General features: G+C 55.6%; 24 protein-coding genes. 9 read left to right on the forward strand and 15 right to left on the reverse strand.

Features of this window, described 5'->3' with window-relative positions; translation table 11 throughout:
- Positions 1 to 157: 157 nt before the first annotated feature.
- Positions 158 to 1,150: a phosphatase PAP2 family protein gene (locus ACFDSS_RS02935; RefSeq protein ID WP_375254267.1), complete on the forward strand. Its 993-nt coding sequence runs from the start codon at positions 158 to 160 to the stop codon at positions 1,148 to 1,150.
- Here ACFDSS_RS02935 and ACFDSS_RS02940 read toward each other — a convergent pair.
- A complete protein-coding gene (locus ACFDSS_RS02940) occupies positions 1,126 to 2,124 on the reverse strand; it encodes a polyprenyl synthetase family protein (protein ID WP_375254268.1) in 999 nt (332 codons plus the stop codon). The two genes, ACFDSS_RS02935 and ACFDSS_RS02940, sit on opposite strands and share 25 nt — an antisense overlap.
- Positions 2,125 to 2,180: 56 nt before the next feature.
- Between ACFDSS_RS02940 and ACFDSS_RS02945 the strand changes: the two genes are divergently transcribed.
- The 3 genes from ACFDSS_RS02945 to ACFDSS_RS02955 all read left to right on the forward strand — a co-directional run bounded on the left by ACFDSS_RS02945 (position 2,181) and on the right by ACFDSS_RS02955 (position 3,431).
- Positions 2,181 to 2,399 carry a DUF2007 domain-containing protein gene (locus ACFDSS_RS02945; protein WP_055297113.1) on the forward strand — a complete coding sequence of 73 codons (219 nt, stop codon included), beginning with the start codon at positions 2,181 to 2,183 and terminating at the stop codon, positions 2,397 to 2,399.
- Positions 2,392 to 3,147 (forward strand): tRNA1(Val) (adenine(37)-N6)-methyltransferase, encoded by a 756-nt coding sequence (locus ACFDSS_RS02950; protein ID WP_375254269.1) that lies wholly within the window; start codon positions 2,392 to 2,394, stop codon positions 3,145 to 3,147. Before ACFDSS_RS02945 ends, ACFDSS_RS02950 begins: the two co-directional genes overlap by 8 nt.
- Before the next feature lie 116 nt (positions 3,148 to 3,263).
- Entirely contained in the window at positions 3,264 to 3,431 is a 168-nt protein-coding gene (locus ACFDSS_RS02955; protein ID WP_375254270.1) for a DUF465 domain-containing protein, read from the forward strand.
- 36 nt (positions 3,432 to 3,467) lie between these two features.
- Here the strand turns inward: ACFDSS_RS02955 and ACFDSS_RS02960 are convergent, their stop codons facing one another.
- From ACFDSS_RS02960 to ACFDSS_RS02975, 4 genes are all read right to left on the reverse strand, one after another.
- Entirely contained in the window at positions 3,468 to 4,409 is a 942-nt protein-coding gene (locus ACFDSS_RS02960) for a transcriptional regulator GcvA (protein WP_375254271.1), read from the reverse strand.
- A 305-nt stretch (positions 4,410 to 4,714) separates the two neighbouring features.
- On the reverse strand, positions 4,715 to 5,440 hold the full coding sequence (gene phbB, locus ACFDSS_RS02965; RefSeq protein ID WP_375254272.1) for an acetoacetyl-CoA reductase: 726 nt from the start codon (positions 5,438 to 5,440) through the stop codon (positions 4,715 to 4,717).
- Between the two features lie 68 nt (positions 5,441 to 5,508).
- Complete coding sequence (locus tag ACFDSS_RS02970) at positions 5,509 to 6,684, reverse strand: acetyl-CoA C-acetyltransferase (RefSeq protein WP_375254273.1); 1,176 nt, start codon at positions 6,682 to 6,684, stop codon at positions 5,509 to 5,511.
- A gap of 162 nt (positions 6,685 to 6,846) precedes the next feature.
- Positions 6,847 to 7,653, reverse strand: a complete 807-nt coding sequence (locus ACFDSS_RS02975; protein ID WP_375254274.1) for an EAL domain-containing protein — start codon at positions 7,651 to 7,653, stop codon at positions 6,847 to 6,849.
- Between the two features lie 67 nt (positions 7,654 to 7,720).
- Between ACFDSS_RS02975 and ACFDSS_RS02980 the strand changes: the two genes are divergently transcribed.
- Positions 7,721 to 8,323 carry a DNA-3-methyladenine glycosylase I gene (locus tag ACFDSS_RS02980; protein WP_375254275.1) on the forward strand — a complete coding sequence of 201 codons (603 nt, stop codon included), beginning with the start codon at positions 7,721 to 7,723 and terminating at the stop codon, positions 8,321 to 8,323.
- Between the two features lie 8 nt (positions 8,324 to 8,331).
- On the opposite strand, the gene ACFDSS_RS02985 is transcribed toward ACFDSS_RS02980, so the two are convergent.
- The 10 genes from ACFDSS_RS02985 to ACFDSS_RS03030 form a co-directional block, all read right to left on the reverse strand.
- A complete protein-coding gene (locus ACFDSS_RS02985; RefSeq protein ID WP_375254276.1) occupies positions 8,332 to 8,772 on the reverse strand; it encodes a molybdenum cofactor biosynthesis protein MoaE in 441 nt (146 codons plus the stop codon).
- Positions 8,772 to 9,017: a molybdopterin converting factor subunit 1 gene (gene moaD / locus ACFDSS_RS02990; protein WP_375254277.1), complete on the reverse strand. Its 246-nt coding sequence runs from the start codon at positions 9,015 to 9,017 to the stop codon at positions 8,772 to 8,774. Before moaD ends, ACFDSS_RS02985 begins: the two co-directional genes overlap by 1 nt.
- Complete coding sequence (gene pgsA, locus ACFDSS_RS02995) at positions 9,014 to 9,682, reverse strand: CDP-diacylglycerol--glycerol-3-phosphate 3-phosphatidyltransferase (protein WP_375254278.1); 669 nt, start codon at positions 9,680 to 9,682, stop codon at positions 9,014 to 9,016. Before pgsA ends, moaD begins: the two co-directional genes overlap by 4 nt.
- A 53-nt stretch (positions 9,683 to 9,735) precedes the next feature.
- Entirely contained in the window at positions 9,736 to 10,494 is a 759-nt protein-coding gene (locus tag ACFDSS_RS03000) for an HpcH/HpaI aldolase/citrate lyase family protein (protein WP_375254279.1), read from the reverse strand.
- Between the two features lie 53 nt (positions 10,495 to 10,547).
- Positions 10,548 to 12,407 (reverse strand): excinuclease ABC subunit UvrC, encoded by a 1,860-nt coding sequence (gene uvrC / locus ACFDSS_RS03005; protein WP_375254280.1) that lies wholly within the window; start codon positions 12,405 to 12,407, stop codon positions 10,548 to 10,550.
- Positions 12,408 to 12,694: 287 nt separating this feature from the next.
- Positions 12,695 to 13,471 (reverse strand): SDR family oxidoreductase, encoded by a 777-nt coding sequence (locus ACFDSS_RS03010; protein WP_375254296.1) that lies wholly within the window; start codon positions 13,469 to 13,471, stop codon positions 12,695 to 12,697.
- A 160-nt stretch (positions 13,472 to 13,631) separates the two neighbouring features.
- Positions 13,632 to 14,426, reverse strand: coding sequence for a S49 family peptidase (locus ACFDSS_RS03015; RefSeq protein WP_375254281.1), 795 nt, complete (start codon positions 14,424 to 14,426; stop codon positions 13,632 to 13,634).
- 38 nt (positions 14,427 to 14,464) lie between these two features.
- On the reverse strand, positions 14,465 to 15,226 hold the full coding sequence (locus ACFDSS_RS03020) for an ABC transporter permease (protein ID WP_375254282.1): 762 nt from the start codon (positions 15,224 to 15,226) through the stop codon (positions 14,465 to 14,467).
- Complete coding sequence (locus ACFDSS_RS03025; RefSeq protein WP_375254297.1) at positions 15,223 to 16,149, reverse strand: ABC transporter ATP-binding protein; 927 nt, start codon at positions 16,147 to 16,149, stop codon at positions 15,223 to 15,225. The genes ACFDSS_RS03020 and ACFDSS_RS03025 overlap by 4 nt, the downstream gene beginning before the upstream one ends.
- A 711-nt stretch (positions 16,150 to 16,860) precedes the next feature.
- The gene (locus ACFDSS_RS03030; RefSeq protein ID WP_375254283.1) at positions 16,861 to 17,838 is read right to left on the reverse strand and encodes a type I glyceraldehyde-3-phosphate dehydrogenase; all 978 of its coding nucleotides are present in this window, start codon (positions 17,836 to 17,838) and stop codon (positions 16,861 to 16,863) included.
- A 465-nt stretch (positions 17,839 to 18,303) separates the two neighbouring features.
- Between ACFDSS_RS03030 and ACFDSS_RS03035 the strand changes: the two genes are divergently transcribed.
- The 4 genes from ACFDSS_RS03035 to ACFDSS_RS03050 are packed head-to-tail and all read left to right on the forward strand — an operon-like array spanning position 18,304 to position 23,746.
- Entirely contained in the window at positions 18,304 to 20,424 is a 2,121-nt protein-coding gene (locus ACFDSS_RS03035) for a serine/threonine protein kinase (RefSeq protein WP_375254284.1), read from the forward strand.
- Between the two features lie 52 nt (positions 20,425 to 20,476).
- The gene (locus ACFDSS_RS03040; RefSeq protein ID WP_375254285.1) at positions 20,477 to 21,358 is read left to right on the forward strand and encodes an FHA domain-containing protein; all 882 of its coding nucleotides are present in this window, start codon (positions 20,477 to 20,479) and stop codon (positions 21,356 to 21,358) included.
- Positions 21,342 to 22,430 (forward strand): PP2C family protein-serine/threonine phosphatase, encoded by a 1,089-nt coding sequence (locus ACFDSS_RS03045; protein WP_375254286.1) that lies wholly within the window; start codon positions 21,342 to 21,344, stop codon positions 22,428 to 22,430. Before ACFDSS_RS03040 ends, ACFDSS_RS03045 begins: the two co-directional genes overlap by 17 nt.
- Complete coding sequence (locus ACFDSS_RS03050; RefSeq protein ID WP_375254287.1) at positions 22,430 to 23,746, forward strand: hypothetical protein; 1,317 nt, start codon at positions 22,430 to 22,432, stop codon at positions 23,744 to 23,746. Before ACFDSS_RS03045 ends, ACFDSS_RS03050 begins: the two co-directional genes overlap by 1 nt.
- The last annotated feature ends 40 nt before the right edge of the window (positions 23,747 to 23,786 follow it).

Consider the following 23,786-nt stretch of genomic DNA (forward strand, 5'->3'; position numbering starts at 1 on the left):
AGCGAATGGGCCTTCACGCAACTGAACGCGGAAATGCAGTGCAAAAGGCAGGGGTATGTCCTATCCCTGCCTTAAAACGTCCGCAATTGGCAGTGAAATAACCTTTATGCAGAGCGCCCGGTTTTCTTTTTCATGCCTGATTGTCACCCTATCTGCGGTGGCGTTATTGGTACTTTCGGCAGAAGGAATATGGGACGATTACTTCCGGATCGCAAAATCCTATGGCGCAGGCGTGATTGGTGCAGTGGTCTTTTTGGTACCGGTGCAGTTCGTTCTTTCAACGATCTACAAAATCTACCGTGAGCGCGGAACAACGATCAGCCAAGCGGAGCGGCTGGCCTGGTACAAAGGCTATTTGCGCAATTATCCTTGGATGAATGTATTGACCGCAACAGTGGCACTGATTGCGACACTGGCGAGCTTTACCGTCTACAAGGGTGCCGTCGTCGGGGCGAATGGTTACAGTTTTGATGCGATGTTTATTGCCTGGGACAGGATGATTTTTGCTGGAAATGATGGCTGGATCGTGACCCATAGAATCTTCAACACCCCAGCCGCAACCAAGTGGATCGACTTTTTCTACCATCCGACGTTTTTCCCGATGTTACTGATATTTCTGTTGGCCATCACCTCAACGGGACTGACGGCGCTGCGGCAGACCTATATGCTGGCCTATCTGGCAAGCTGGCCGGTGATCGGAATGATCGGCGCCAGCACGCTGGCATCCGCAGGGCCTGTGTTTGATGGGGCACTCTATGGGGACGGCAGCACCTTCGGTCCGCTCATCGATCGTTTGCAGGCCCAGCTCGACGCGGGGGGCGGGCCGGTGACCGCAGCCCCTATTCGTGAGTATCTTTTGCGGTTGCAAGAGAATGGTGAAATCCGGTTTGGTGGAGGTATCTCTGCGATGCCGTCAATGCACATGGTGCTTGTGTTTCTTTGGGTTTTTCCGGCCTGGAACCTGAACCGTGCCTTCGGAATCGTCGTCGCACTCTATGCCGGTATCATCTGGATCGGATCTGTCCACCTCGGCTGGCACTACTTTGTCGATGGTTTGGTTTCGCTTGTCGTCGTGGGGATTATCTGGCGGATAGCCGGGCACATCGTGGGGCTATACGGCCAGCCTCAGGTGATACGCGCAACCACGTAGTCCGCTAAATCAACCAGCATTTTCTTCAGCGGCTGGTCCGGGATCACATCAAGCGACGCCTTCGCCTTGTCAGCCCAAGCAATCGCATCCTGCCGCGTTGTTTCCATCGTGCCGTGCTTTCCCAACAACGCAATAGCGTGTTCCAGATCGCCTTCTTCCTGACGGCCCTTCTGGATCGTGCGCACCCAAAACGCGCGGTCTTCCTCACTGGCCGCGGCAACAGCGCGGATCACAGGAAGTGTCAGTTTCCGCTCACGAAAATCATCGCCAGTGTTCTTGCCAATGGCCTTCGTGCCACTGTAATCGAGCAGATCATCAACGATCTGAAATGAGATGCCCAAAGCATCACCGTAATCAAACAACGCCTGTTTGGTTGCGGCATCCTGCCCGGCTATCTCTCCGCCAACCTCCATTGCAGCCGAAAAGAGCGCCGCCGTCTTGCCGCGCACAACCTGGAGGTAAATTGCCTCAGATGTGTCCAGGTCACTGGCTGCGGTAAGTTGAAGAACTTCACCTTCTGCAATCGTGGCAGAGGCATTCGCGAGAATGTCCAGCACTCGCAAAGATCCAGTTTCGACCATCAACTGAAAAGAGCGCGCAAAGAGGTAATCGCCAACCAGCACGCTGGAGCTATTATCCCACAACAGATTCGCCGTCGGACGGCCTCGGCGTTGCGCACTTTCGTCAACAACATCGTCGTGCAGCAATGTTGCCGTGTGGATAAATTCCACCGTCGCGGCCAGATGCACATGATACGGGCCCTTGTATCCACACATACGCGCGGCGGCCAATGTCAGCATCGGGCGCAAACGCTTGCCGCCGGCTTCAACCAGATGGGCGGTGACTTCGGGGATACGCGGCGCATATTCGGACGCCATGCGCTCTCGGATCAGCGCGTTCACGGCCGTCAGATCATCTGCCAAAGCCGCAGCCAGTTGCTCATGTGGTTTGGTTGCGGCTTGATCGAGACTCATTGAAGTTTCCGTCATGTGAATAGACAACCGCGTCGCGCCGTCTTAGGTCATAGTTTATGAAAGAGCTTCTGCGCACCAATGACCCCACGGTCATCGCCTTTGCAACCGCCCTGCTGGACAGCGAGGGTATAGACTGGTTCACCTTCGACGTAAATATGAGCGTCCTTGAAGGCAGCATTGGCATTATGCCACGCCGTCTGATGGTTTTGGACCGTGATCTGTTCATGGCAGAGGCGGTCATGCGCGACGGTGAGATTGACTTGGGCCGTGACTGACGCCCTGACCCAGGATGAATTTCTCGGTGGCCAATTGCGCATTTGGCAGCCGCAAGTCGGCTATCGGGCAGGCGTCGATCCGGTCATCCTTGCCGCATCTATCGCGGCAAGGCGCGGGGACCATATCTTGGAACTCGGCTGCGGTGTTGGCGTTGCCTCGCTCTGTATCGCCAGACGTGTGCCCGGCGTGAGGGTGACCGGCGTGGAGTTGCAGGAAAGCTATGCGACACTTGCCCGGCGCAATAGCGCAGAAAACCAGATTGAATTTGAAGTCATCACAGCCGATTTACGTGCGCTACCTGTTGATTTGCGCCAGCGGCGGTTTGCGCATGTGATTATGAACCCACCCTATTTCGACAGGGGCGCGGGGACATCAGCAACTGACGCCGGCCGTGACATTGCCTTTGGAGGCGACACGCCTCTTTCCGACTGGATTGCCGTTGGCGCAAAGCGGGTCGGGCCGCGTGGATATATGACGATCATTCAGAGAATGGAGCGCCTACCTGAAGTCCTTTCGGCGCTGGAGGGGCGTCTTGGCGCCATCATTGTGCGCCCGATCGCGGGTCGTGACGGGCGTGCGCCCGAATTATTCCTGCTGCAAGCCCGTCAGGAAGGTCGTGCTGCGTTTCGCATGGCGCCAACACTGGTCATGCACGAAGGCTCATCTCACGTGACAGACAAGGAAAGTTACACGCCAGATGTCCGTGACGTTTTGCGCAGTGGCGAAGAATTGCGCATCCTGCCTTGAGAAAATCTCAGGTTTTCAATGCGACGGTTTTTTCCATGCTGATTTGCTGCCTTGCGGCGTGACAGATTGCGTTTGATGTGGTGCAATCAGATATCATCAACCAGAGGAGTACACACATGAGCTTGAGTTCGCATTTGGAGCAACTGAAGAAAAAACACCAACACCTCTCGGAACATGTCGAATCGATGCAGCGAAGCCCTGCTACTGACGACATCGAGCTAGCGAAGCTTAAGAAACAAAAGCTCATGCTGAAGGAAGAAATTACCCGCCTCAGCACCCATTAACCAACGGACGCTCCGAGCAGCGCCAGAACGGCAAAGTCAGAGCAGATCCCGCGCATGAACAAGTCGTCGACCATCTGCAAATTTGGTCGACGTTTTTATTTCCTCCATGACCCAAGCCTCAAACGCCGCGATATGCGGGCGTTTTTCATTGCCTTTTGGACAAATGAACCGGAACTGCGCCTCAGAAATCAATCCCACCTCGAACGGGGCGACCAAACGACCGGCCTCCAACGCGCGCGTGGCAAGCGATACGCGCCCCATTACAACCCCCGCCCCGGCAATCGCCGCATCCAATGCATGGTCCGCCTGCGAAAATCGCGGGCCATGACTTGTATCGAGATCAACCCCGACCGCGCGCGCCCAAGCAGCCCAATCCGTCGGTGCCTTAAAGAAGCTGATCGAATCATCATGCACAAGCGTCGCCTGAGCGAGCTTTTCAGGCGTGTCGAATTCCTCGGCCATTTTCGGCGTCATCATGGGCGTCATCCATTCCTGGATCAATGACCGCGCATATACACCCTTGTCCCCGCCAAGGCCAAAACGGATCGCGACATCAACCTCATCGCGATCGAAGTCTATCAAACGCAAAGTCGCCAGAAACCGTAGCTCTATTTCCTTATGGGCTTGGGCGAAATCATACATCCGCGGGGCAAGCCATTTGGATGTGAAAGCTGGGCCCGCAGTGACTGTGAGTATGCCGCTATCATTCAGTCTTTTTGTAGATCGCCATGCCGCAGAGAGGGTTGCAAAGGCGTCCCTTGCGCCGGGCGCAAGGCAGCGTCCCGCCTCTGTCAACTCTACCGCGCGATTGAGACGTCGAAATACAGGTTGACCCAAATCCGACTCTAATGATTTGATTTGATATGATAAAGCAGCGGGCGTGACGTTTAACTCATCAGCAGCGCGGGCAAATGACATATGGCGCGCTGCGGCCTCAAAAGCGCGCAGTGCAGTAAGGGGGGGCAATCTATCTGACATAATTCAGTTTAATACAGCTTAACTGAAGTAATAGAAAGTCTCGTTTGTCAAAGGGGCGGTAAATGCCCATATTGAGAACATCAAGACAAACAAAGACACTGACAAAAGGAACTTCAAAATGTATGAGACAACAACAAGCCCGCGCATCCGCCAAGCAATCGCACAAGCCCATCATGAGCGCGCCGAAGCGGCCCGCAAGGCTTTCCGTTGGTTGACGTTCCGCCACTAAGGGGAAATCAACGCGCCACATGCAAAAAGGGCCACGCTTTCACGGCGCGGCCCTTTTTATTTAAAGCTGTTCGGCTTCAAGCCATATACTGGCCGCCGTTTGCGGATAATGTGGACCCGGTGACAAAGCCCGCATCGTCCGATGCAAGGAAGCAGACAGCGCGTGCAATCTCAGATGCTTCGCCAAGGCGGCCAACGGGGATCTGCGGCAGAATCACTTCGTTCATCACTTTTTCAGGGATCGTGCTCATCATCTCCGTGTTGATGTAACCGGGTGCGACGATGTTCACCGTGATGCCCGCGCGCGCGCCCTCTTGTGCCAGTGATTTGGTGAAACCAATGTCGCCAGCCTTGGTCGCTGCATAGTTGGCTTGGGCAAACTGCCCTTTTTGACCGTTGATTGAGCTGATCGTCACGATACGGCCGAACTTGCGCGCGCGCATCCCGCCCCAAACATTGTGTGTCATGTTAAAGACGCCGTTGAGGTTGGTGTCGATGCATTCGTGCCATTGCTGTGGGGTCATCTTGTGAAAAGGCGCATCACGGGTGATGCCCGCGTTGTTCACAAGGATTTCAACCGGGCCAAGATCCGCTTCGATCTGTGCGATACCTGCCTGGCAGGCCTCGTAATTGCCGACGTCCCATTTGTACGTCTTGATGCCTGTTTCTGCTGTGAAAGCCGCAGCTTTTTCATCATTGCCTGCGTAGGTCGCGGCAACGGTGCAACCCATATCTTGTAGTGCTGTTGAAATAGCTGCGCCAATTCCACGCGAGCCGCCAGTGACAAGTGCAACACGTCCCATATTCGTTCCTCCTAGGATATTAATGTCGTTGGTTTAGGCGGCGCCATGACACGCCGCCTTGATTTGGATCAGGGACGCTCAACGCAAAGGGCAACACCCATGCCACCGCCGATGCAAAGCGTTGCGAGGCCTTTTTTCGCGCCGCGGCGTTTCATTTCGAACAGCAAGGTGTTCAGGACGCGACAACCGGACGCACCGATTGGGTGCCCAATTGCAATCGCGCCGCCGTTGACGTTGACGATTTCCGGATCCCACCCCATTTCCTTGTTCACCGCACAAGCCTGTGCCGCGAAAGCCTCGTTTGCTTCGACAAGGTCGAGATCGGCAATTGACCAGCCTGCTTTATCAAGCGCCTTTTGCGATGCGTAAATCGGGCCAACGCCCATGATCGACGGGTCAAGACCGGCTGTTGCATATGAAGCGATACGGGCCAAAGGCTCGATCCCGCGCTTTTCGGCTTCGTCAGCGGACATCAGCAAAGTTGCGGCAGCACCGTCGTTCAGGCCAGACGCGTTTGCGGCGGTAACGGAACCGTCTTTCATAAACGCAGGGCGCAATTTCTGCATAGCTTCCATCGTCGCGCCGTGACGAATGTATTCGTCTTTGTCGACAATGATGTCACCCTTGCGGGTTTTTACGGTGTAGGCAGCGATCTCGTCATCGAAGCGTCCGGCCTTTTGTGCCGCTTCCGCTTTGTTCTGCGAGGAAACCGCGAATTCGTCCTGCATATCGCGCGTGATTTGGAATTTTTCTGCTACGTTTTCAGCTGTTTGGCCCATGTGGTAGTTGTTGAACGCATCCCAGAGACCGTCGCGGATCATCGTGTCGATGTACTTCATATCGCCCATCTTCTGGCCTGCACGCAGATGTGCGGCATGTGTGGACAGTGTCATGTTTTCCTGACCACCAGCGGCCACGATAGACGCGTCGCCCAACTGGATGTGTTGGGCGCCAAGCGCCACGGCTCGCAGGCCGGAACCGCAAACCTGATTGATCCCCCACGCAGCGGACTCCGTTGGTAGACCGGCGTTGATATGGGCCTGACGTGCAGGGTTCTGACCCTGCGCGGCGGTCAAAACCTGACCCAGGATTGTTTCGCTAACTTCGGATTTATCGATCCCTGCGCGGGCGACGACAGCTTCGAGCACGGCAGAGCCCAAATCGTGGGCCGGTGTGTTTGCAAATGATCCGCCAAAGCTGCCCACGGCTGTCCGGGCGGCTGACGCGATTACGACGTTGGTCATGATGTGTCCTCTTCAGGTTGTTCCCTGGCAGGACGGTGCCATTTACACGTCTTTCGTGCAAGTCAGCCCAAACTGCCGCTGGCCGTTTGGGTAAGGGCAAAGTTGACGTAGGGCAAATCAAAGCCCCTATGCGCGCAGCGCAACCCCCGAAAGATCAAGATATCACAGCGTGAGTGTCGGCACGCCAAAGTGATACCCCTGAAGGCAATCAGCACCCAACGACGTCAGGAATGCCGCCTCATCCGCGGTTTCGACGCCGTCTGCCACCGCGAACATCTCAAACTGATGAGCGACTGCAATCAATGCTTCAATCAAGACCTGGTTGTCGGGGTCATGTTCCACGCCTTTCACAAAGCCTTTGTCAATTTTGACGAGGTCGAACAAGAAATCTTTCAAATAGCGAAACGCCGTAAAGCCCGCCCCGAAACCATCCAGCGCGAAGCCCACGCCGCGCGGCTGCATTTCATGCATGAAACGGATCACATTTTCATGCAGAAGCATTGCCGATGTTTCGCTAATTTCAAAGATCAGTCGCTCCCCCAAAGCATCGCGATCAAGCAACCCATGATCGAGAATACGCCGCCATTCGCCATCTCCAATCGACCGTGCAGAGACATTGACCGACAATCGCAAGTCAGGATTCTGGCGCAACTGCTGCAACGCCAGGCGCAGCGCCGTGCAATCAACCTGACGCCCAAGCGCTGTTCCCTCGATCGCGGACATAAAATGCGCAGCAGGAATGACCCGCCCCTCTTCACCTGTCAGCCGAACGAGCCCCTCATAAAAGGCAACGGACTGCGACCCATCCGCAGTCACGACAGGATGAAACGCCAACTGTGCCCGCCCGGCGACAAGCGCATTGCGTACCATCGTGTTCACACCCGCCGCCTGACTGGCCATGGCATATTGAAGCGGATCAACAACCGCATGATCGGACATTTCAATGCTTCTGAGCGTGGCGTTTTGCATTACGCGCCTCCATACTGATCCGTGGAGATTACGCTTGTGAAACCTAACAACCTCTTAAGGAATGAAAATGACTGAGCGCTGTGGCTGGGCTGGACCTGAGCAGGTTTACCTTGATTATCACGACACCGAATGGGGCGTACCGGAATATGACAGCCGTACGCTGTGGGAAAAACTGGTTCTGGATGGGTTTCAGGCGGGTCTGTCCTGGATTACAATATTGAAAAAGCGCGAGAATTTCCGCGCCGCCTTTGCCGGATTTGATCCCAACTTGATCGCCACTTGGGGCGACGCAGAGGTGGAACGCCTGTTGCAAGACGCTGGCATCATCCGGCACCGTGGCAAGATCGAGGCTACAATCACAAACGCGCGCGCATGGCAGAGGATCGAACAATCAGACGGATTCGATCGCTTCTTGTGGCGCTATGTGGACGGGGTTCCCCTAACCACAACACACGCTGACCGCGCATTGATTCCAACACAATCACCACTCACCGCGCAGATGTCCAAGGATCTCAAGAAAGCCGGTTTCAAGTTTTGTGGGCCGACAATTATCTACGCTTTCATGGAGGCCACGGGGCTCATCAACAATCACCTGACGACCTGCCCGCAGCACGCAGCCTGCACGAATTTCGCACGTGATCCGAAAGAGATCTGGCCAGACGGGCTATAAAACGCCGCTTACCAGCGGTCAAGTGCATTTTCGTCAGCATCTTTCGCGGCAACCCAGGCTGCCCCCTCGGCAGTGACTTCTTTCTTCCAGAATGGCGCACGGGATTTGAGGTAATCCATCAAGAAATCCGCCGCCTCAAACGCCGCAGCCCGATGCGCCGACGCCGTTGCGACCATCATGATCGGCGCACCCGGTTTCAATGGCCCGTAACGGTGAATGACAAGCACATCCGCCAGTTTCCAACGCTGCCTGGCTTCTTCTGCAATCCTGGCAATCGCGCTTTCGGTCATGCCGGGGTAATGCTCTATCAGCATTTCTTTCAAGTCGCCTTGGGTATCGCGGACAATCCCCGTGAAGCTGACCACTGCGCCGATGTCTTTTCGGTCCTGTGCAAAACTATTGAGTTCTGCACCGGTGTCAAAGGGTTCCGATTGGACGCGGATTTGCATTAGCCACCTGTCATTGGGGGAAAGAATGCAACTTCTTTCACGCCATCGAGTGGTGCATCAAAATGGGATAATTCCTGATCCAATGCGACCCGTAATGCGCTTGTGTCAGCAAAGGCGGCTGCATAGCGGTCTTCGCGTGTCACAAGCTCTGCGATCAGATCGTTGACTGTCGCGGCCTGCGTCTGCACAGCTTCTTGCGGCAATCCGATGCGTTCGCGCACCCATGCAAAGTAGACGACATTCATGTATCCGTATCCCGCAAATAGGGGCGCGATTTCTGGAAGTAATCCCAACCCGTCACTATTGTCAGCACCGCAGCAAGCCACAGCATGATAATTCCACCCCACCAGCTTACCATCATGCCCTGATACTTCCACCAAAGACCGAGCGCGTCTGGTCCATCGCCAGAAATCGCCAGCTCAACCATCTCCGGCGACAATTCGCGCGATTGCATCCCGAAGTAATGCTCAAACGCTCCGGAGGCGAAAAGCATGGCAATCGCAACCATCTGGGCAGTGGTTTTCCACTTCGCCAAATTGGTCACTTTGAGCGTTCCGGCGGTATCACCCAGAAACTCACGTAGCCCAGAGACAAAGACTTCACGGAAGATAATCAATGTCGCAGGCAAGAGAATCCATGGATTCATGTTGGAAAAACCAGTGATGACGACCAAGGCGATAATCACCATCGCCTTGTCTGCAATCGGGTCGAGCATTGCCCCCAATTTGCTTTCCTGCTTCCAGGCGCGCGCCAGATACCCATCAAGGAAATCCGTGAAAGCAGCGAGGACAAACAGGATCAGCGCGAACCAATCTGCATAGGGACGGGCGAAATACAAAAACATCAGCACAACACCTGGGGCCGCAGCGAGCCGCAGAATCGTCAGGATATTGGGCAGGTTCAGGTTCATACTGTTGGTGTAGCGGCTTGTGTCAGCGGTGGAAAGCAGGTTGCGCCGCTGAATTACGCGGACGTGAGCCAGCTTTGGGTTTCCGCGGTTTTCGCCTTTAGCCAGAGCAGGTCAAAACCACAGATCAGACGATATCCTCTTGCAAATAGCCCGGCAGCTTGTTCGGGTGCCAGCGCCACATTGCCCAGCGCAATACCATGTGCATGCGCAGCAGCTTCAACTTTCGTAATCGCGGCCTGGAAATCAGGATGATCGAATTGCCCCGATATTCCAAGATCGGTTGAAAGGTCGAATTGGGCAGGCACCAGCAGGTCAATCCCCTCAACGGAAGCGATTTCGTCGATGTTTTCGATCGCGTCGGCGGTTTCGACCAGTAACATACACGTCAACGTGCCATCGACCGTATCTTTGTACTCCAGAAGGGACACACCGGCGGCGGAGTGGGCGATGAAAGGTCCAAATCCGCGGTTGCCGTGCGGCGGATACCGCAATGACGCAACGGCTTTGCGCGCGTCATCGGCATTTCGGATCATCGGAAAGCAGATGCCTTGCGCGCCAAGATCCAGAATGCGTTTGACCTGCACCGGGTCATTCTCGGCGACACGCACGATTGGCGCGCATTTGGTACCTTGTGTTGCTGCTATCATCGCGTGCGCACTGGCGTGATCGACCGCGCCATGCTCCATATCAATAATCACTGCATCGGCGCCAGCGGCGGCCATCGCCTGGGTCACTGTCGCGGAAGGAATGGTGCAAACATGCGCCGTCAGACGATCGTTGGTGTCATTTAGTCGCTGTTTCAGATTTGTCATCAATTTTACCCCCTGCAATCTGCACGAATGGTGACGACGCGGGGCGTAATCTGTCAACCGTTCTCATGGAAGTAATCATAAACCGTTTGCGCAAGCTTCGCCGAGACGCCATCGACAGCTTTCAGGTCAGCAAGATTGGCCTGTGCCACCGCTTTTGCAGACCCAAAATGCGCCAAGAGCGCCCGTTTGCGGGTCGCCCCGACGCCCGGCACATCGTCAAGCGGGGTCGCGCCGATTGCCTTGGACCGTTTCGCGCGGTGCGTGCCAATCGCAAAGCGGTGCACCTCATCGCGCATCCGTTGAATGAAATAGAGCACCGGGTCATTGTGGCGCAGCGCCATGACGGTTTTACCCGTCCGGTGGAATTCTTCCTTACCTGCATCGCGGTCTTCACCTTTGGCCACACCAACCATTGGAATATCACTGACGCCGAGGTCATCCATGATTGCGCGCACGGCACTGACCTGACCTTGCCCGCCGTCAATCAACAACAAGTCGGGCCAGGTGCCTTGGGTCCGGTCCGGGTCTTCCTTGAGCAGGCGTTGGAAACGGCGGGTCAGCACCTCTTTCATCATACCAAAGTCATCACCGGGGGTCAGGCTCTCGCCCTTGATGTTGAACTTGCGGTACTGGTTTTTGTCAAAGCCATCAGGCCCCGCAACAACCATCGCACCAACCGCATGGGCACCCTGAATATGCGAGTTGTCGTAGACCTCTATCCGCTGCGGGATCTTTTCCAACTCAAACGCCTCGGCCAGACCCTTGAGAAGGCGGGTCTGGGTCGCGGTCTCTGACATCTTGCGCGCAAGGCTTTCACGCGCGTTGCGCAGCGCACCCTGCACTAATTCAGCCTTTTCGCCGCGTTGCGGGATCACGATCTCTACCTTGCGTCCGCTCTTTTCGGCCAAAGCGTCAGCCATAAGATCGTCATTATCCAAACCATGCGACAGGATCAGCATCTTTGGCGGCTCGCGGGTGCTGTAAAACTGGCCCACAAAGGCCTCCATCACCTCGGAAGGGTCTTCATCCCCGCTGATGCGCGGATAGTAGTCGTGGTTGCCCCAGTTCTGATTGGCACGGATAAAGAACACCTGCACGCAGGCCTGGCCGCCATCGCGGTGCAACGCGATGATATCGGCCTCTGCCGTACTTTGCGGGTTGATACCCTGGGCTGACTGCACCTGCGTCAACGCTTTGATCCGGTCACGCAAGGCGGCGGCGCGTTCGAACGCCATCGCCGCGCTCGCGTCTTGCATCTGCACTGCAAGCGCCTGTTGGATACCCTTGGTACGCCCTTGTAGAAATTTCTCGGCGTCGGCAACGGTGGCAGCGTAATCGGTTTCCGAGATCAGCCCACAGCAAGGGCCGGAGCAGCGTTTGATCTGGTATTGCAGACAAGGCCGCGTGCGCGTTTCAAAATCGCTGTCTGAGCAATTGCGCAGCAAAAACACACGCTGGAGTTGATTCAACGTCCGGTTCACGGACCCCGCACCGGCAAAGGGTCCGTAGTAATTGCCCTTTTGCTTTTTTGCACCACGATGTTTCTTAATCATTGGAAAAGGATGGTCTTTGGCGACCAGAATATTGGGAAATGATTTGTCGTCGCGCAGCAACACATTGTAACGCGGTTTCAGCTGCTTGATGAGGTTTTGCTCAAGCAGCAGTGCCTCTGTTTCGGTGCGTGTGGTCAGGAACATCATCGACGCCGTTTCGCGGATCATTCGCGTGATACGCGGCGAATGGTTTCCGGCGCGCGCGTAGTTGCTGACCCGGGCCTTGAGGTTGCGCGCTTTTCCCACATAGAGAACGCGACTTTCCCCATCCAGCATCCGATAAACACCCGGTGACGCGTCCAGTGTGCGCAGATAGTCATGGATAATTTCATATCCGGATTTTGTCGGCTGCTCGGTCATCGGCTCTGGTCTGTGATTCTCTGATTGGCTGCAATGGTAACGCAGCAAGAACAAGAGGAAAGGCATCCACCGTTTCTGTGGATAACTCGGTGGGCTAATCCTGATGAGCCATGATTTTCCCTTGTTTTCGGCTGACTTCGTCTATGTGCCTATTTTTTAAGCGATAATGTAAGTAGTTGATTTCATGTTGTTATTTTTCCAAAATAGCATTAACACCTTGATAACACTGCCATTTGTTAAGGTTTTGTAACGCTTTGCGGTATGCGGTGCACAAGTTATCGGGCCCGCTATTCTACGCCGAGCACATCTGGCGTTTCCCATGCAAGGTGCTGGCCTCCGTCAACGGCCAACATTTGGCCTGTCACGGCGGGCGCATCAAGGAAATAACCAAGAGTTGCCGTGATATCCGATGGGTTCGCACCGCGCTTCAGGACGGTCGCGGCTCGTTGCTTGTCAAAGTGCGATTTGCTCTGACGATGGCCTTGCAGAGTAGGGCCGGGACCGATGCCGTTCACACGCACTTTTGGCGCCAATGCTTGCGCCGTGGTGCGAGTCATCGCCCACAGTCCCATTTTGGCGATCGTGTAGCTGATGAATTCCGGCGTCAGCTTGTGAATGCGCTGATCGAGCATATTCACCACGAGCCCTTGCGCGACGGGTTCATCCATCGCGTCCAAGACAGGGTCAGGGACTTGGGCTGCAAAATTCTGGGTGAGCACAAATGGCGCGCGCAGGTTGGAGGCCATATGCCGATCCCAGCTTTCGCGGGTCCCCGTCGCGATGTTGTCATATTCAAAGATCGACGCATTGTTTATCAGGCACGTCAGCGGCCCGCCCAGCGCCTCTGAGCTTCTTGAAACCAGTGATTGTGTTGCAGCCTCATCCAAAAGATCGGCCTGTAGTGCCACCGCATTGCGACCCATCGCTGCAAGCTGCGCCACAGTCTCTGCTGCACCCGCCTCAGAGCCTGCATAATGTACTGCCACATCATAGCCGCGCCGCCCCAGATAAAGCGCCATCGCCTGACCCAGCCGCGCGCCCGCACCCGTGACCAGCGCCCTCATTTGCGAGACTTCTCGCATTGGCAGGGACCTTTACCGATCCGGTAGCGCAGACACTTCGGGCATTTCGCCTGGGCAAGCCGCGCTTGCCCCGGAAACCGCCATCTTCCGAACATTGCCAGTACCAGCATGAAGGCCAGAAAGATGAAGATTGCTTTGATAATCACAGGCCAAACCTTGCAAATGCCGCACGTTCTTCGATGCCCGCGACCGTATCATCAACAATCTGCGCCCCAAAGCGTGGAAGCAGCGGCTTCCTTTGCCCATAACGGCGGAATTGAACCTTATCGCCGAAGCGTTCCTTCATCAGCGGCGCAAGGTGACCGATGCCATCGACAAGCCCTTCGTCTACACCCTTCTGGCCAATATAGACTTCGCCAGTAAAGAGGTCCGGATTGTCGCTCAGTTTCGTACCGCGCCGTGATTTCACGTAGTCAATGAAAGTCCCATGCAGGTCGTCCAGCCAACCCTTCAGCTTTTTCACATCAGCGGGTTTTTCTGGCTTGAAAGGGTCCATCATCGACTTGGATTTTCCTGCCGTATGAACACGACGTTCAACGCCAAGCTTTTCAATCGCGTTTGGCACGCCAAAGCCGGACGATATCACCCCGATTGATCCCGTGATCGAGCAACTATCGACGTAGATTTCATCCGCAGCACAAGCCAGCCAATACCCGCCGGAGGCCGCCACATCCTCGACGAATGCAAAAACGGGGATCCTCTTTTCATCGGCCAAGCGCCGGATCCGCGACGCGATGAGCGATGACTGCACGGGTGATCCACCGGGGCAGTTGATCTCAAGCGCCACAGCGGCCGGTTTGCCTTTCGAGAAGGCCTTTTCAATCACCGGCGCGAGGCCGGGATTATCGAGCCCACGACCGGAATTGACAATCGCCCCCTGCAACCGGATGACGGCCACAAAGGGTCCAGATTTCATAAAGGGAATAAAGCGTTTCATAACACTCTATCTATGCTGTTCACACAAACCCGCAAGGGTCACTGTCTGATCCGCCAGCCGGTGCGGAAAATCCACCAGATGATACCCAGACAAATCGCGGTAAACAAGGCAATCGCGAATAGCGAAATTCCAATGCCCACGTCTGCCGTTCCAAAGAACGACCACCTGAAACCGCTAATCAGATAGACCACCGGGTTAAACAGCGTGATCGTCTGCCAGACCGGTGGCAGCATCGTGATCGAATAGAATGACCCGCCCAGAAAAACGAGCGGCGTAATAATAAGGAGCGGGATCAATTGCAGTTGTTCAAAGTTCCCGGCCCAAATGCCGATGATGAAGCCCAGCAATGCAAAGCTCACGCAGGTCAGCACAAGGAACACCATCATCGCAATCGGGTGGGCAATCTGGATGTCAACGAAGAAAAAGGCCGTTATCAGAATGATAATCCCGATAAACAGCGCCTTTGTTGCCGCTGCACCCACATAGCCTGCCACCACTTCAAGAAAATTGATCGGGGCCGAGAGCAGCTCATAGATCGTGCCGATGAACTTGGGAAAGTAGATCCCGAAGCTCGCGTTCGAGGTCGCCTGCGTCATCACTGACAACATAATCAGACCGGGCACAATGAATGCGCCATAACTGACCCCCTCGACCTCATCGATCCGGCTGCCAATGGCCGCACCGAATACCACAAAGTAGAGTGACGTCGACAAAACTGGCGACACGATGCTTTGCGTCATGGTCCGAAAGAACCGCCGCATTTCGTAGATGTAGATTGTCAGGACCGCGTTGAAGTTCATGCTGTTTCCTTCACAAGCCCGACAAAGATGTCTTCCAGACTGCTCTGCCGGGTCTGAATGTCTTTCATTTGGAGCCCTGCCGCTTGCAGATCACCGAGCAAGGTCGTGATCCCTGTCCGCTCGCCTTTGGTATCATAGCTGTAATCCAATGATCGCCCGTCCTTGGACAGCACCAGATCATATCCGGCCAAGGCTTTGGGGATCGCCCGCGTCGGTTCAGAAAGTTCGATTTTCAGTTGCTTTTGCCCCATTTGGGACATCAAATCGGCCTTGTCCTGCACCAAGAGGATCTCACCTTTATTGATGACGCCAACACGGTCGGCAATCGCCTCAGCTTCTTCGATGTAGTGTGTGGTCAGAATGATGGTGACGCCGGAGGCCTTCAGATCGGCCACGACCTCCCACATGTCTTTGCGCAACTCCACGTCGACACCAGCCGTCGGCTCATCAAGGAACAAGACCTTGGGTTCATGGCTTAGCGCCTTCGCGATCAAGACCCGACGCTTCATCCCGCCAGAAAGCATCATGATCTTGTTATCCTTCTTGTCGGACAGCGACAGCTTCTTCAGGATATTTTCGATGAACGCGTCATTGCGCGGTTTGCCAAACAACCCGCGAGAGAAGCTGACAGTGTTCATCACAGTCTCAAATGGTTCCAGACTGATTTCTTGCGGAACAAGTCCAACCAAATTCCGCGCTGCCCGAAAATCCGTCTGGGTATCATGGCCCGCGACGGTGACACTGCCACTGGTCGGCACTGTTATCCCGCAAATGGTTGAGATCAAAGTCGTCTTGCCAGCTCCATTGGGGCCAAGCAGCGCGAGGATCTCGCCTTCTTCAATATCAAGGTTCACGGATTTGAGCGCTTCGAACCCACCTGCATAGGTCTTGCGGAGGTTCTGGACAGAGACAATGGCGGCCATGGTATTCGCTTTCAATTTCGAAAGGCGTGTCTAATCCGGCTGCTTCGAAAGGGAAAGGGTTTGTCTTGCGGAACGTCGCGCGCTTTTGAGGCGGTGCAAAAAGGTTTTCGAAGTCGATAAAGTGGCCGCGCCCTATCGGCACAAAAGTTGAGCATTTCTTACGCAGTCTGGACTATTGCGCGATCTGGATCAGCGGCAGTTCTGCGGGCGAAGCCGTTATTGATCTCTGGAGGATCGGACTCTGCTGATCTCACGGAGGAGAATCTCCAGCACTTCCGGGTCACACGCGTCAAACTCCAAAACGGTAAACCGTCCGTCGGCCCCGGAGATCGGTTGGAAGTATAGCTCAAAGATTTCGGGAAAAACTTCAACCTCTGTGCGCCCCGAATCCCAGTGCAAACAAACAGTGGGCCAATAACCCCTTTGGGCGGACTCTGGAGGAAAGCCTGCAGCCCTTGCTGCCACTACCAACCTTGTCGCTGTAGCCAACGCTTCGGGTGAGGGTAGTGGCTCCTTTTGCCAATCACAATCAATGCCCTCCCACGGATCAGACATTACATATCCCCTTTTTTTGAATATGCAATCGGGAGTTGACAAGTTGTCAATTTGGGTTCGTGGCGGCCGCGCGCTGTGGCCGCCAGCAGCGCCCGCTGATTGGTTTTGTGTCGCGGCCCTGAACCAAAAGGCAGACTTTGATAGCTATTCAACACGCTACAAATCCCCACCCATCCGCATCACCACATCCAGCATACGGCAGGAAAATCCCCACTCGTTGTCGTACCAGCCGAATACGCGCACCAGTCCGCCCTCGGTCACGCGGGTTTCGGGCAACGACACGATCAGACTTTCAGGGCGTGCGCGCAGATCGGTCGAAACAAGTGGCTTGTCGGTCCACCCGATAATACCGGATTGCCCGCGCAAGACCTCATGCACCTCATCAAGTGCAGCCTTGCGGTCCAGCGTCACTGACAAATCAACCGCCGAAACAGACGCCACAGGGACACGCACCGCGGCGGCCTCAATCCGCCCAGCGATATCCGGCAGGACTTGGTTCAACAGACTTTGTGCAGATGTGGTTGTGGGCACCATCGAAAGCGCGGCGGCTCGGCTTCGCAACATATCACCGCGCGGGGCGTCAATACTGGGCTGGCTGCCTGTGTAGCAATGGATCGTTGTCATCCATCCGGTCGTCAGGCCCCACGTGTCGTCAATCAACCGCACCAGAGGCGCCAATGCATTCGTCGTGCAAGACGCATTCGAGACAATAAGCTGATCGTTCAGCAAGGCATCGTTTGCCCCCAACACAACTGTCAGATCAGCTGCATCCGATGGGCCGGAAATGAGGACACGCGATGCACCTGCTCTCAGGCCACGCTCTGCTATGTTCCGGTGATCTGCTTTTCCGGTACATTCCAGCACGACGTCCACACCCGTCAGATCGATGGCGCTAAGGTCCGCATTGCGATGCATCGGAATGGCATGCCCATCAATTACCAGCGCGCCCGCGCCGGCTGTCACATCACCGGCATAGGGTCCGAACACACTATCGTAGGCAAAAAGATGGGCGCAAAGTTCCAGCTCCGCGATGTCATTGATCCCGGCAATCTCGACCTGCGGCCAGTCGCCTTGCGCATGTGCGCGCAACATCGTGCGGCCAATACGCCCAAACCCATTTATGAAAACCCGCATGACCTGCTGCCCCAATTCCTGTCGGGCGATGCTGCACAAATGCGCAAATGCACGCAATGTGCTTTGTGATTCCCGCAAAATCCTTGATACAAGAGAGATTGCTGGACATATCCTAACGGAGCGCTTCCGAATCGGAGCTGGATCAGCTTCAATAGTAGGCAGTTCTGCCTGACATGCAGTCGCCCGCTCAGAGAATGTTGAAGATTAGGTATAAGCTCTAATCCAAGCGACTGTTCCCGGAATTCGGCAATCGGCCCGGCAATTCCGTTAGAAATAAGGTGAATTTGGCGAGAAATCGCCCGTGACTGTTTCTAAATTGCGCGTAATAAAGGTGAAAGCATGTGATTAAGAGCCATGAAACAACAAGTTAGCGTCACTTTTTGGCCTAATTTCAATGAGACCAGAGACTAAGAACACCCGTAATCCGCCCATTTGGTGCGGTAGAAACCGAAATTTGAGATGGCAATGGCACAACCGATAGAAGACACCACTGATAAGGAAGGCTTTATTGATGAGCTGAAGCCGGGCACAAAGTTGATGCACGGTCAGTACACGATCGAGAATTTCCTGAATGCTGGCGGCTTCGGTATTACCTATCTTGCCCGCGACAGCCTGGACCGCAAGGTCGTCATCAAAGAATGCTTCCCTGGTGCGTTTTGTCGCCGCAGCCGCTATGTCGTGCAGGCCCGTTCGCGTGCGCATCAGAACGAGCTGAAATCCATCGTGCGCCTCTTTGTACAAGAGGCCCGCAGTCTCGCCAAGCTGGACCACCCCAATATCGTTGGTGTCCACCAGGTATTTGAGGACAACGACACCGCCTATATGGCCCTTGATTTCGTTGAAGGCCGCGACCTTCTGGATACGATCGAGGACGTCAACCATGGTCTGACACCTGTACAGATCAAGTCGATCTTGAAAGAGGTCTTGGGCGCCGTCGGTTTCATTCACGACCAATCGATCCTGCATCGTGACATCTCACCCGACAATATTCTCATCGACAAGGAACTCCATCCTGTTTTGATCGACTTTGGTGCCGCCCGCGAAGAGGCCACAAAGCAAAGTCGCGTCTTGTCGGCGTTGCGTGTCGTGAAAGATGGCTATTCGCCGCAGGAATTCTACATTGCCGGGTCAGAGCAGGGTCCAAGCAGCGACCTTTATGCATTGGCCGCCTCTTTCTACCATCTGATTGTTGGCGAGGTACCCCCGAACTCTCAGGCACGTCTGGCCGCCATCGCTTCCGGCGAGACCGACCCTTATGCGCCGGTCACGGGCCGCTTCCCCGAGTACGATGAAAATTTCCTGGCCGCCATCGACAAAGCACTGGCCGTCTTGCCCAAAGATCGCATTCAGTCCGCGAAAGAATGGGTCAAGATGATGGATGGCGTTGAAGGCAACGTCACGCCGTTGAACGTGGCCCAAGCCGCGATCCCCGCTGCAAGACCTGCGCCAGCGGCAGAACAAGCGTCCAAATTGCCTTTGCTTTTGGGCTCGGCAGCCGTTGTGGCCCTTCTCGTTGGTGTTGGTGTTATGACGATGTCCGGTGGCGACGATGCACCTGTTGCGCAAACGCCTGTCATTGACGGCACGGCCGTTGAAGAAACCGTCGGCGCAGAAACAGTCACAGAGCCCGCGCCAGAGGGCAACGCAGTCGCCGCAGCACTGGAAGAGGAGGTCACAGCGACACCCGCAGACCAGGTGGCTGAAGACGCACCTGTCGCAATCGTTCGCCCGGCGTTAGGCCCGGAGGCTGCCGCAATCGCTGAGGTACCTGCCACAGCACCGCGGCCAGAACCGGTTGCAACGCCTGATCTGGCTTCCGTAATTGCCGAGCCAAACCCCACTTTCCCCGAGCAAATTCTGGCGTTTCCAATCGCAGATGTCGGCATTGCATCCTTCGACCTCCCCGATGCGCCTGCGATCATCGCCACGACCGGCGAAGGCCCTGTCGTTGATATCTTCGCGGTCACGCCCGGCAATGAGATCATCGAAGATCCTGCGATTGTAGAACCCACCGTGGCCGAAATCACGTCCACATGGACTGTGGTGCTGCCGTTTACACCAGCCTCAGAGACATCCAACATCATCCAGAGCGCCGGTACGGTTGCCCCATCTTGGGTTGCTCCGGGCATCGCGATCAATTCTGTCAACGGCACGCCGATCAGCGCAATCAACGATATTCCTGCAGTGTTGCGAGACATCACCCCGGTGGATGCGCTCACACCGACACTTCCGGTGACGTTCTCAACGACGGAACCCGGCACCGGCATTCAATCAGACCAGTTCTGGTTCTTGCCTGTGGTGCAACAACTGACCCTCGCAGACGGCACCCAGTTTGAAACTGTCTTTTCGGGCGCGGGTTGGCGCACAACGGTGTCCGAGCTTGCCGCAGGTCAAACTGGCGGTCTGCAAGTTGGCGATGTTGTCACCTCTTATATTCCTGCCTCCGAGGCAATCGACGGGCGTGATACGCTCAGCGACATATTTGCCCGCGAACGCGAGCTTGGCGTCTCACAATTCACCTTTGCTGTACAACGCGATGGAAGCTTGTGGGTCGCATCACTTGCCTATCCCGGTGTGCCTGAATGAAACCCCGCCTTGGCGGACTGATGTATGAAGATTTAATTGGAAGGGTAGTAAAATGAAGTTTATTCGTGATCTCCTAGGTAAAAAGCGCTACGAGCCTCAAATCGACCGGATTGAGCCCCTTGAACAATTGGAACAGTCCTACCGTGACACGATCGGCGCGCTTGATAGGGCCACTCCGGAAATCGACGCTGCCAAGCCCGATGATACGTCTCTGGATGTGCCGGCGTTGGCGCCAACCCGCCCTAATGCGCTTCGCCTCGCAGCAGCGTCACGTGTCAGCGAAACGGCAGAGGACCTGGCGGTAGAAGCACCCGCCGCGCCAGCCGCTCCGGTCAACATATGGGATCTTGAAGACGACGGTTCTGGGATGGCATTGCCTGATGCTCCTGCACCTGCACCAGAAGCGCCCGCACCCGCTGCGGCATCTGCCGCCGCTGCACGCTCTCCCGCACGGTCACGGCGCACCAAGACACGTTTGATTGGCTTTGAGCAGTCCGATGGCGCTGTCGTTGATCTATTTAACGATGCACCGACAGCCGCACCAAGCAAGAGCGTGAAATTTCCTGTTGGCTGGCTCGTTGTCGCGGAAGGCCCCGGTCGTGGTGAGAGCTTTAGCCTGTTGGCTGGCATGTCCCAGATTGGCCGCGGCGAAGATCAAGCCGTGCAACTGGACTTTGGCGACAACTCGATCTCTCGCACGAACCATGCGGCCATCGTTTATGATCCGACAAACAAGGAATTCCTGCTCGGCCATGGCGGTAAATCAAACATTGTCCGCCTGAACGACAAGCCCGTCATCAGCAATGAAACGCTGAAAACCGGTGACATAATCCGCATCGGCGAGACGGTTCTCCGCTTTGTTGCGCTTTGCGACAGCACATTCAACTGGTCCGATGGCGCGACCGAGGAGGACGAAGATGTGGCGATCGCCTGAACCTCGTTTTGATGTCGCTTCGGCGATCTGTCAGGGCGGACGCGACTATCAAGAGGACGCGATTGTTACCGACTTTCCATTCGGTTCTGACAGTGGCGTGGTTGTTCTTGCGGATGGCATGGGTGGTCATGCTGCTGGCGACGTTGCCAGCAAGATCGTCGTCACTGAGGTCTTCAGCGAGCTGAAATTCGAAAGCGCGAATTTCTCTGACTTTGAGGCAGATATTCCGCGCTATCTGACATCATCCGCGATCAACGCGAATGCTGTGGTGCGCGACCATGTGTCATCGCATCCCGAAACGCGCGGGATGGGCGCAACGCTTGTATCGGTCGTTCTGGTCGAGAACCGCATGTATTGGATGTCCATCGGTGACAGCCCGCTTTACCACTTTCGCGGTGGCACGATGCAGCAGTTGAACGAAGACCACTCCATGGCGCCGCAGATTGATTTCATGGTGAAATCCGGGCTTTTGGACCCGGAAGCGGGGAAAAACCACCCGGATCGGAACTGCCTGACGTCTGTGATCCTCGGTGACCGCGTCGCCAAGTCGGATTGCCCCAAGGCGCCCTTTGAGCTTGACGTCGGCGATATCGTCGTCGTTTCCAGCGACGGGTTGCAATACCTTGAAGATGAGAGCATCCAAAGAATCCTCCACCGCTATCGCCGCAAGAAATCTGCCGAAATTGCCGGTTACCTGCTTGAGGCGATTGAGGCGCTCGCTGATCCCGATCAGGACAATTGCACGTTTTCTGTCATCAAGCTGAACCACAACAAGCCGGTGATCCGCGCAATCCGCGCCAAGCCTGCCGGTCACGTCGATACCAACATCGCAACAATCACGCGTATCGTTGAAAACGATGAGGTCGAAAAAGTCGCGGCGCAGGTTCAAAATACGCCACTGGCAGACACCCCACCCGTCAAGGAGGCTGCCGAAATCAAGCAGGTGCGCCCTGTCCGGCAGGTGACGGTCAAACCGCGTCAGGAAAAAGTGCAGCCCGACAGCAGTTCCGACGATATAAAGGAGGTTGATGCGGGCACACCGCAGGCTAAAGTTGCCGCCGGAGGTAAATGATGCCGAATCAATCAGCAGTGACAACCGTCGAGGCGCAACTGCAGCGCGCAATGGAAAGCGGCTTGCTGCCTGAGCAGGTCCAGACGCAGGCAGAAAAGACCATGACCCGCCTGCATCAGCCCGTGCGTCTTGCTCTTTTGGGTTTGCCCGGTTCGGGCAAGTCATCATTGCTGAACCTTCTGGTCAACAGTGAGGTGATAACCGAAGGCGTGCGCCTGCCCAGTTTGCAGTTGAGCTATGCCGCACAGGAGCAGGCGATTTGCACCTTGCCAGACGGTAGCAAAACCACACTGCCCACGGTCAATGCCGCTGAAATCGCGGCACTTTCGCCTGTCTTTGTTGAACTTCAGATGCCTTTGGCCGCGCTCAAGAAAATCTCGGTTCTTGAAACTGTCGCGCCTGCGGACCCTACCCCGCTGCACCGTGCAAGCCAGTGGGCCTCCAAACGCGCTGATGTGGTGTTGTGGTGCACGAAGGAATTTACCGATCTTGAACGCAGCATCTGGAGCCAGATGCCAGACGCCATCAAGGATCATGGACTTTTGATGATTACCCATATGGATGAGTTGCAGGCCAATGGGCTCTTTGACGGTATCGTCGGTGCCGCCAAAACGGCGACGATGGGCGAATTCGACAGGGTTTTGCCAATTGACGTGCGCAGCGCCCTGTCCGCCCGCCAACCTGACGGCAATGTCGACAAAGCCAGAATGCGCATCAGCGGCGGGCTTGCATTGATAAAGGCCGTTTTGAAGCAAGTCGATCAAGGTATCCGGTTTGCAACAGATATGGCCGAGGTTCTCTTGCTGAAACACGCGGATATTCTGGCCCCCTTGAATGGGGAACCCTTGGTGCTGCGTGAGCCGATTATTGAAGAGGAAGACAACGCAGATCAGGCTGGACCCGATGCACAAGACAGTGTCGCACTTGTACGCAATCTGGCGGCACAACGCGCGCTGGAAGAAGACGACAGCAGCGGCGGCACGATCAGCGCAGAGACGCGTGCGGCATACGTGCATGTTGTCGATGAACTTCAAGATCGTGCGGCGGCCTTGCAAGATGCGTTGGACGACCTTGGCGATACCGCGCCTGCGGAAGTGATCGCGACATGCGTCGAACAAATCCAATGGGCCTGCGACTACCTGAGCGAGAACGGCACAGACGGCGATCAGCATCTCGAACGGGCGCGTGATACGGCTTTTGACGCCGCCGATCTGATCCAGCTTATGCAGATGGAAAAGCGCGACAGCGCGGCGATTGAAGCTGTCACGTTGATGTTACAAGTCAAACGCGAAATTCAGGCTGATCTTGCAGCCTGAGCAAAGGCAGCTATCTTTCCCAAATAACGCCGATGGCAAG

This window comes from Yoonia sp., from assembly GCF_042093035.1.
Taxonomy (GTDB): Bacteria; Pseudomonadota; Alphaproteobacteria; order Rhodobacterales; family Rhodobacteraceae; genus Yoonia.

Excerpts from the sequence above, each read along its gene's own strand:
- ACFDSS_RS02940 (WP_375254268.1), bottom strand. The coding sequence starts at position 2,124 with ATGAGTCTCGATCAAGCCGCAACCAAACCACATGAGCAACTGGCTGCG.
- ACFDSS_RS02945 (WP_055297113.1), top strand. The coding sequence starts at position 2,181 with ATGAAAGAGCTTCTGCGCACCAATGACCCCACGGTCATCGCCTTTGCA.
- ACFDSS_RS02955 (WP_375254270.1), top strand. The coding sequence starts at position 3,264 with ATGAGCTTGAGTTCGCATTTGGAGCAACTGAAGAAAAAACACCAACAC.
- ACFDSS_RS02960 (WP_375254271.1), bottom strand. The coding sequence starts at position 4,409 with ATGTCAGATAGATTGCCCCCCCTTACTGCACTGCGCGCTTTTGAGGCC.
- phbB (WP_375254272.1), bottom strand. The coding sequence starts at position 5,440 with ATGGGACGTGTTGCACTTGTCACTGGCGGCTCGCGTGGAATTGGCGCA.
- ACFDSS_RS02970 (WP_375254273.1), bottom strand. The coding sequence starts at position 6,684 with ATGACCAACGTCGTAATCGCGTCAGCCGCCCGGACAGCCGTGGGCAGC.
- ACFDSS_RS02975 (WP_375254274.1), bottom strand. The coding sequence starts at position 7,653 with ATGCAAAACGCCACGCTCAGAAGCATTGAAATGTCCGATCATGCGGTT.
- ACFDSS_RS02980 (WP_375254275.1), top strand. The coding sequence starts at position 7,721 with ATGACTGAGCGCTGTGGCTGGGCTGGACCTGAGCAGGTTTACCTTGAT.
- ACFDSS_RS02985 (WP_375254276.1), bottom strand. The coding sequence starts at position 8,772 with ATGCAAATCCGCGTCCAATCGGAACCCTTTGACACCGGTGCAGAACTC.
- moaD (WP_375254277.1), bottom strand. The coding sequence starts at position 9,017 with ATGAATGTCGTCTACTTTGCATGGGTGCGCGAACGCATCGGATTGCCG.
- pgsA (WP_375254278.1), bottom strand. The coding sequence starts at position 9,682 with ATGAACCTGAACCTGCCCAATATCCTGACGATTCTGCGGCTCGCTGCG.
- ACFDSS_RS03000 (WP_375254279.1), bottom strand. The coding sequence starts at position 10,494 with ATGACAAATCTGAAACAGCGACTAAATGACACCAACGATCGTCTGACG.
- uvrC (WP_375254280.1), bottom strand. The coding sequence starts at position 12,407 with ATGACCGAGCAGCCGACAAAATCCGGATATGAAATTATCCATGACTAT.
- ACFDSS_RS03010 (WP_375254296.1), bottom strand. The coding sequence starts at position 13,471 with ATGAGGGCGCTGGTCACGGGTGCGGGCGCGCGGCTGGGTCAGGCGATG.
- ACFDSS_RS03015 (WP_375254281.1), bottom strand. The coding sequence starts at position 14,426 with ATGAAACGCTTTATTCCCTTTATGAAATCTGGACCCTTTGTGGCCGTC.
- ACFDSS_RS03020 (WP_375254282.1), bottom strand. The coding sequence starts at position 15,226 with ATGAACTTCAACGCGGTCCTGACAATCTACATCTACGAAATGCGGCGG.
- ACFDSS_RS03025 (WP_375254297.1), bottom strand. The coding sequence starts at position 16,149 with ATGGCCGCCATTGTCTCTGTCCAGAACCTCCGCAAGACCTATGCAGGT.
- ACFDSS_RS03030 (WP_375254283.1), bottom strand. The coding sequence starts at position 17,838 with ATGCGGGTTTTCATAAATGGGTTTGGGCGTATTGGCCGCACGATGTTG.
- ACFDSS_RS03035 (WP_375254284.1), top strand. The coding sequence starts at position 18,304 with ATGGCACAACCGATAGAAGACACCACTGATAAGGAAGGCTTTATTGAT.
- ACFDSS_RS03040 (WP_375254285.1), top strand. The coding sequence starts at position 20,477 with ATGAAGTTTATTCGTGATCTCCTAGGTAAAAAGCGCTACGAGCCTCAA.
- ACFDSS_RS03045 (WP_375254286.1), top strand. The coding sequence starts at position 21,342 with ATGTGGCGATCGCCTGAACCTCGTTTTGATGTCGCTTCGGCGATCTGT.
- ACFDSS_RS03050 (WP_375254287.1), top strand. The coding sequence starts at position 22,430 with ATGCCGAATCAATCAGCAGTGACAACCGTCGAGGCGCAACTGCAGCGC.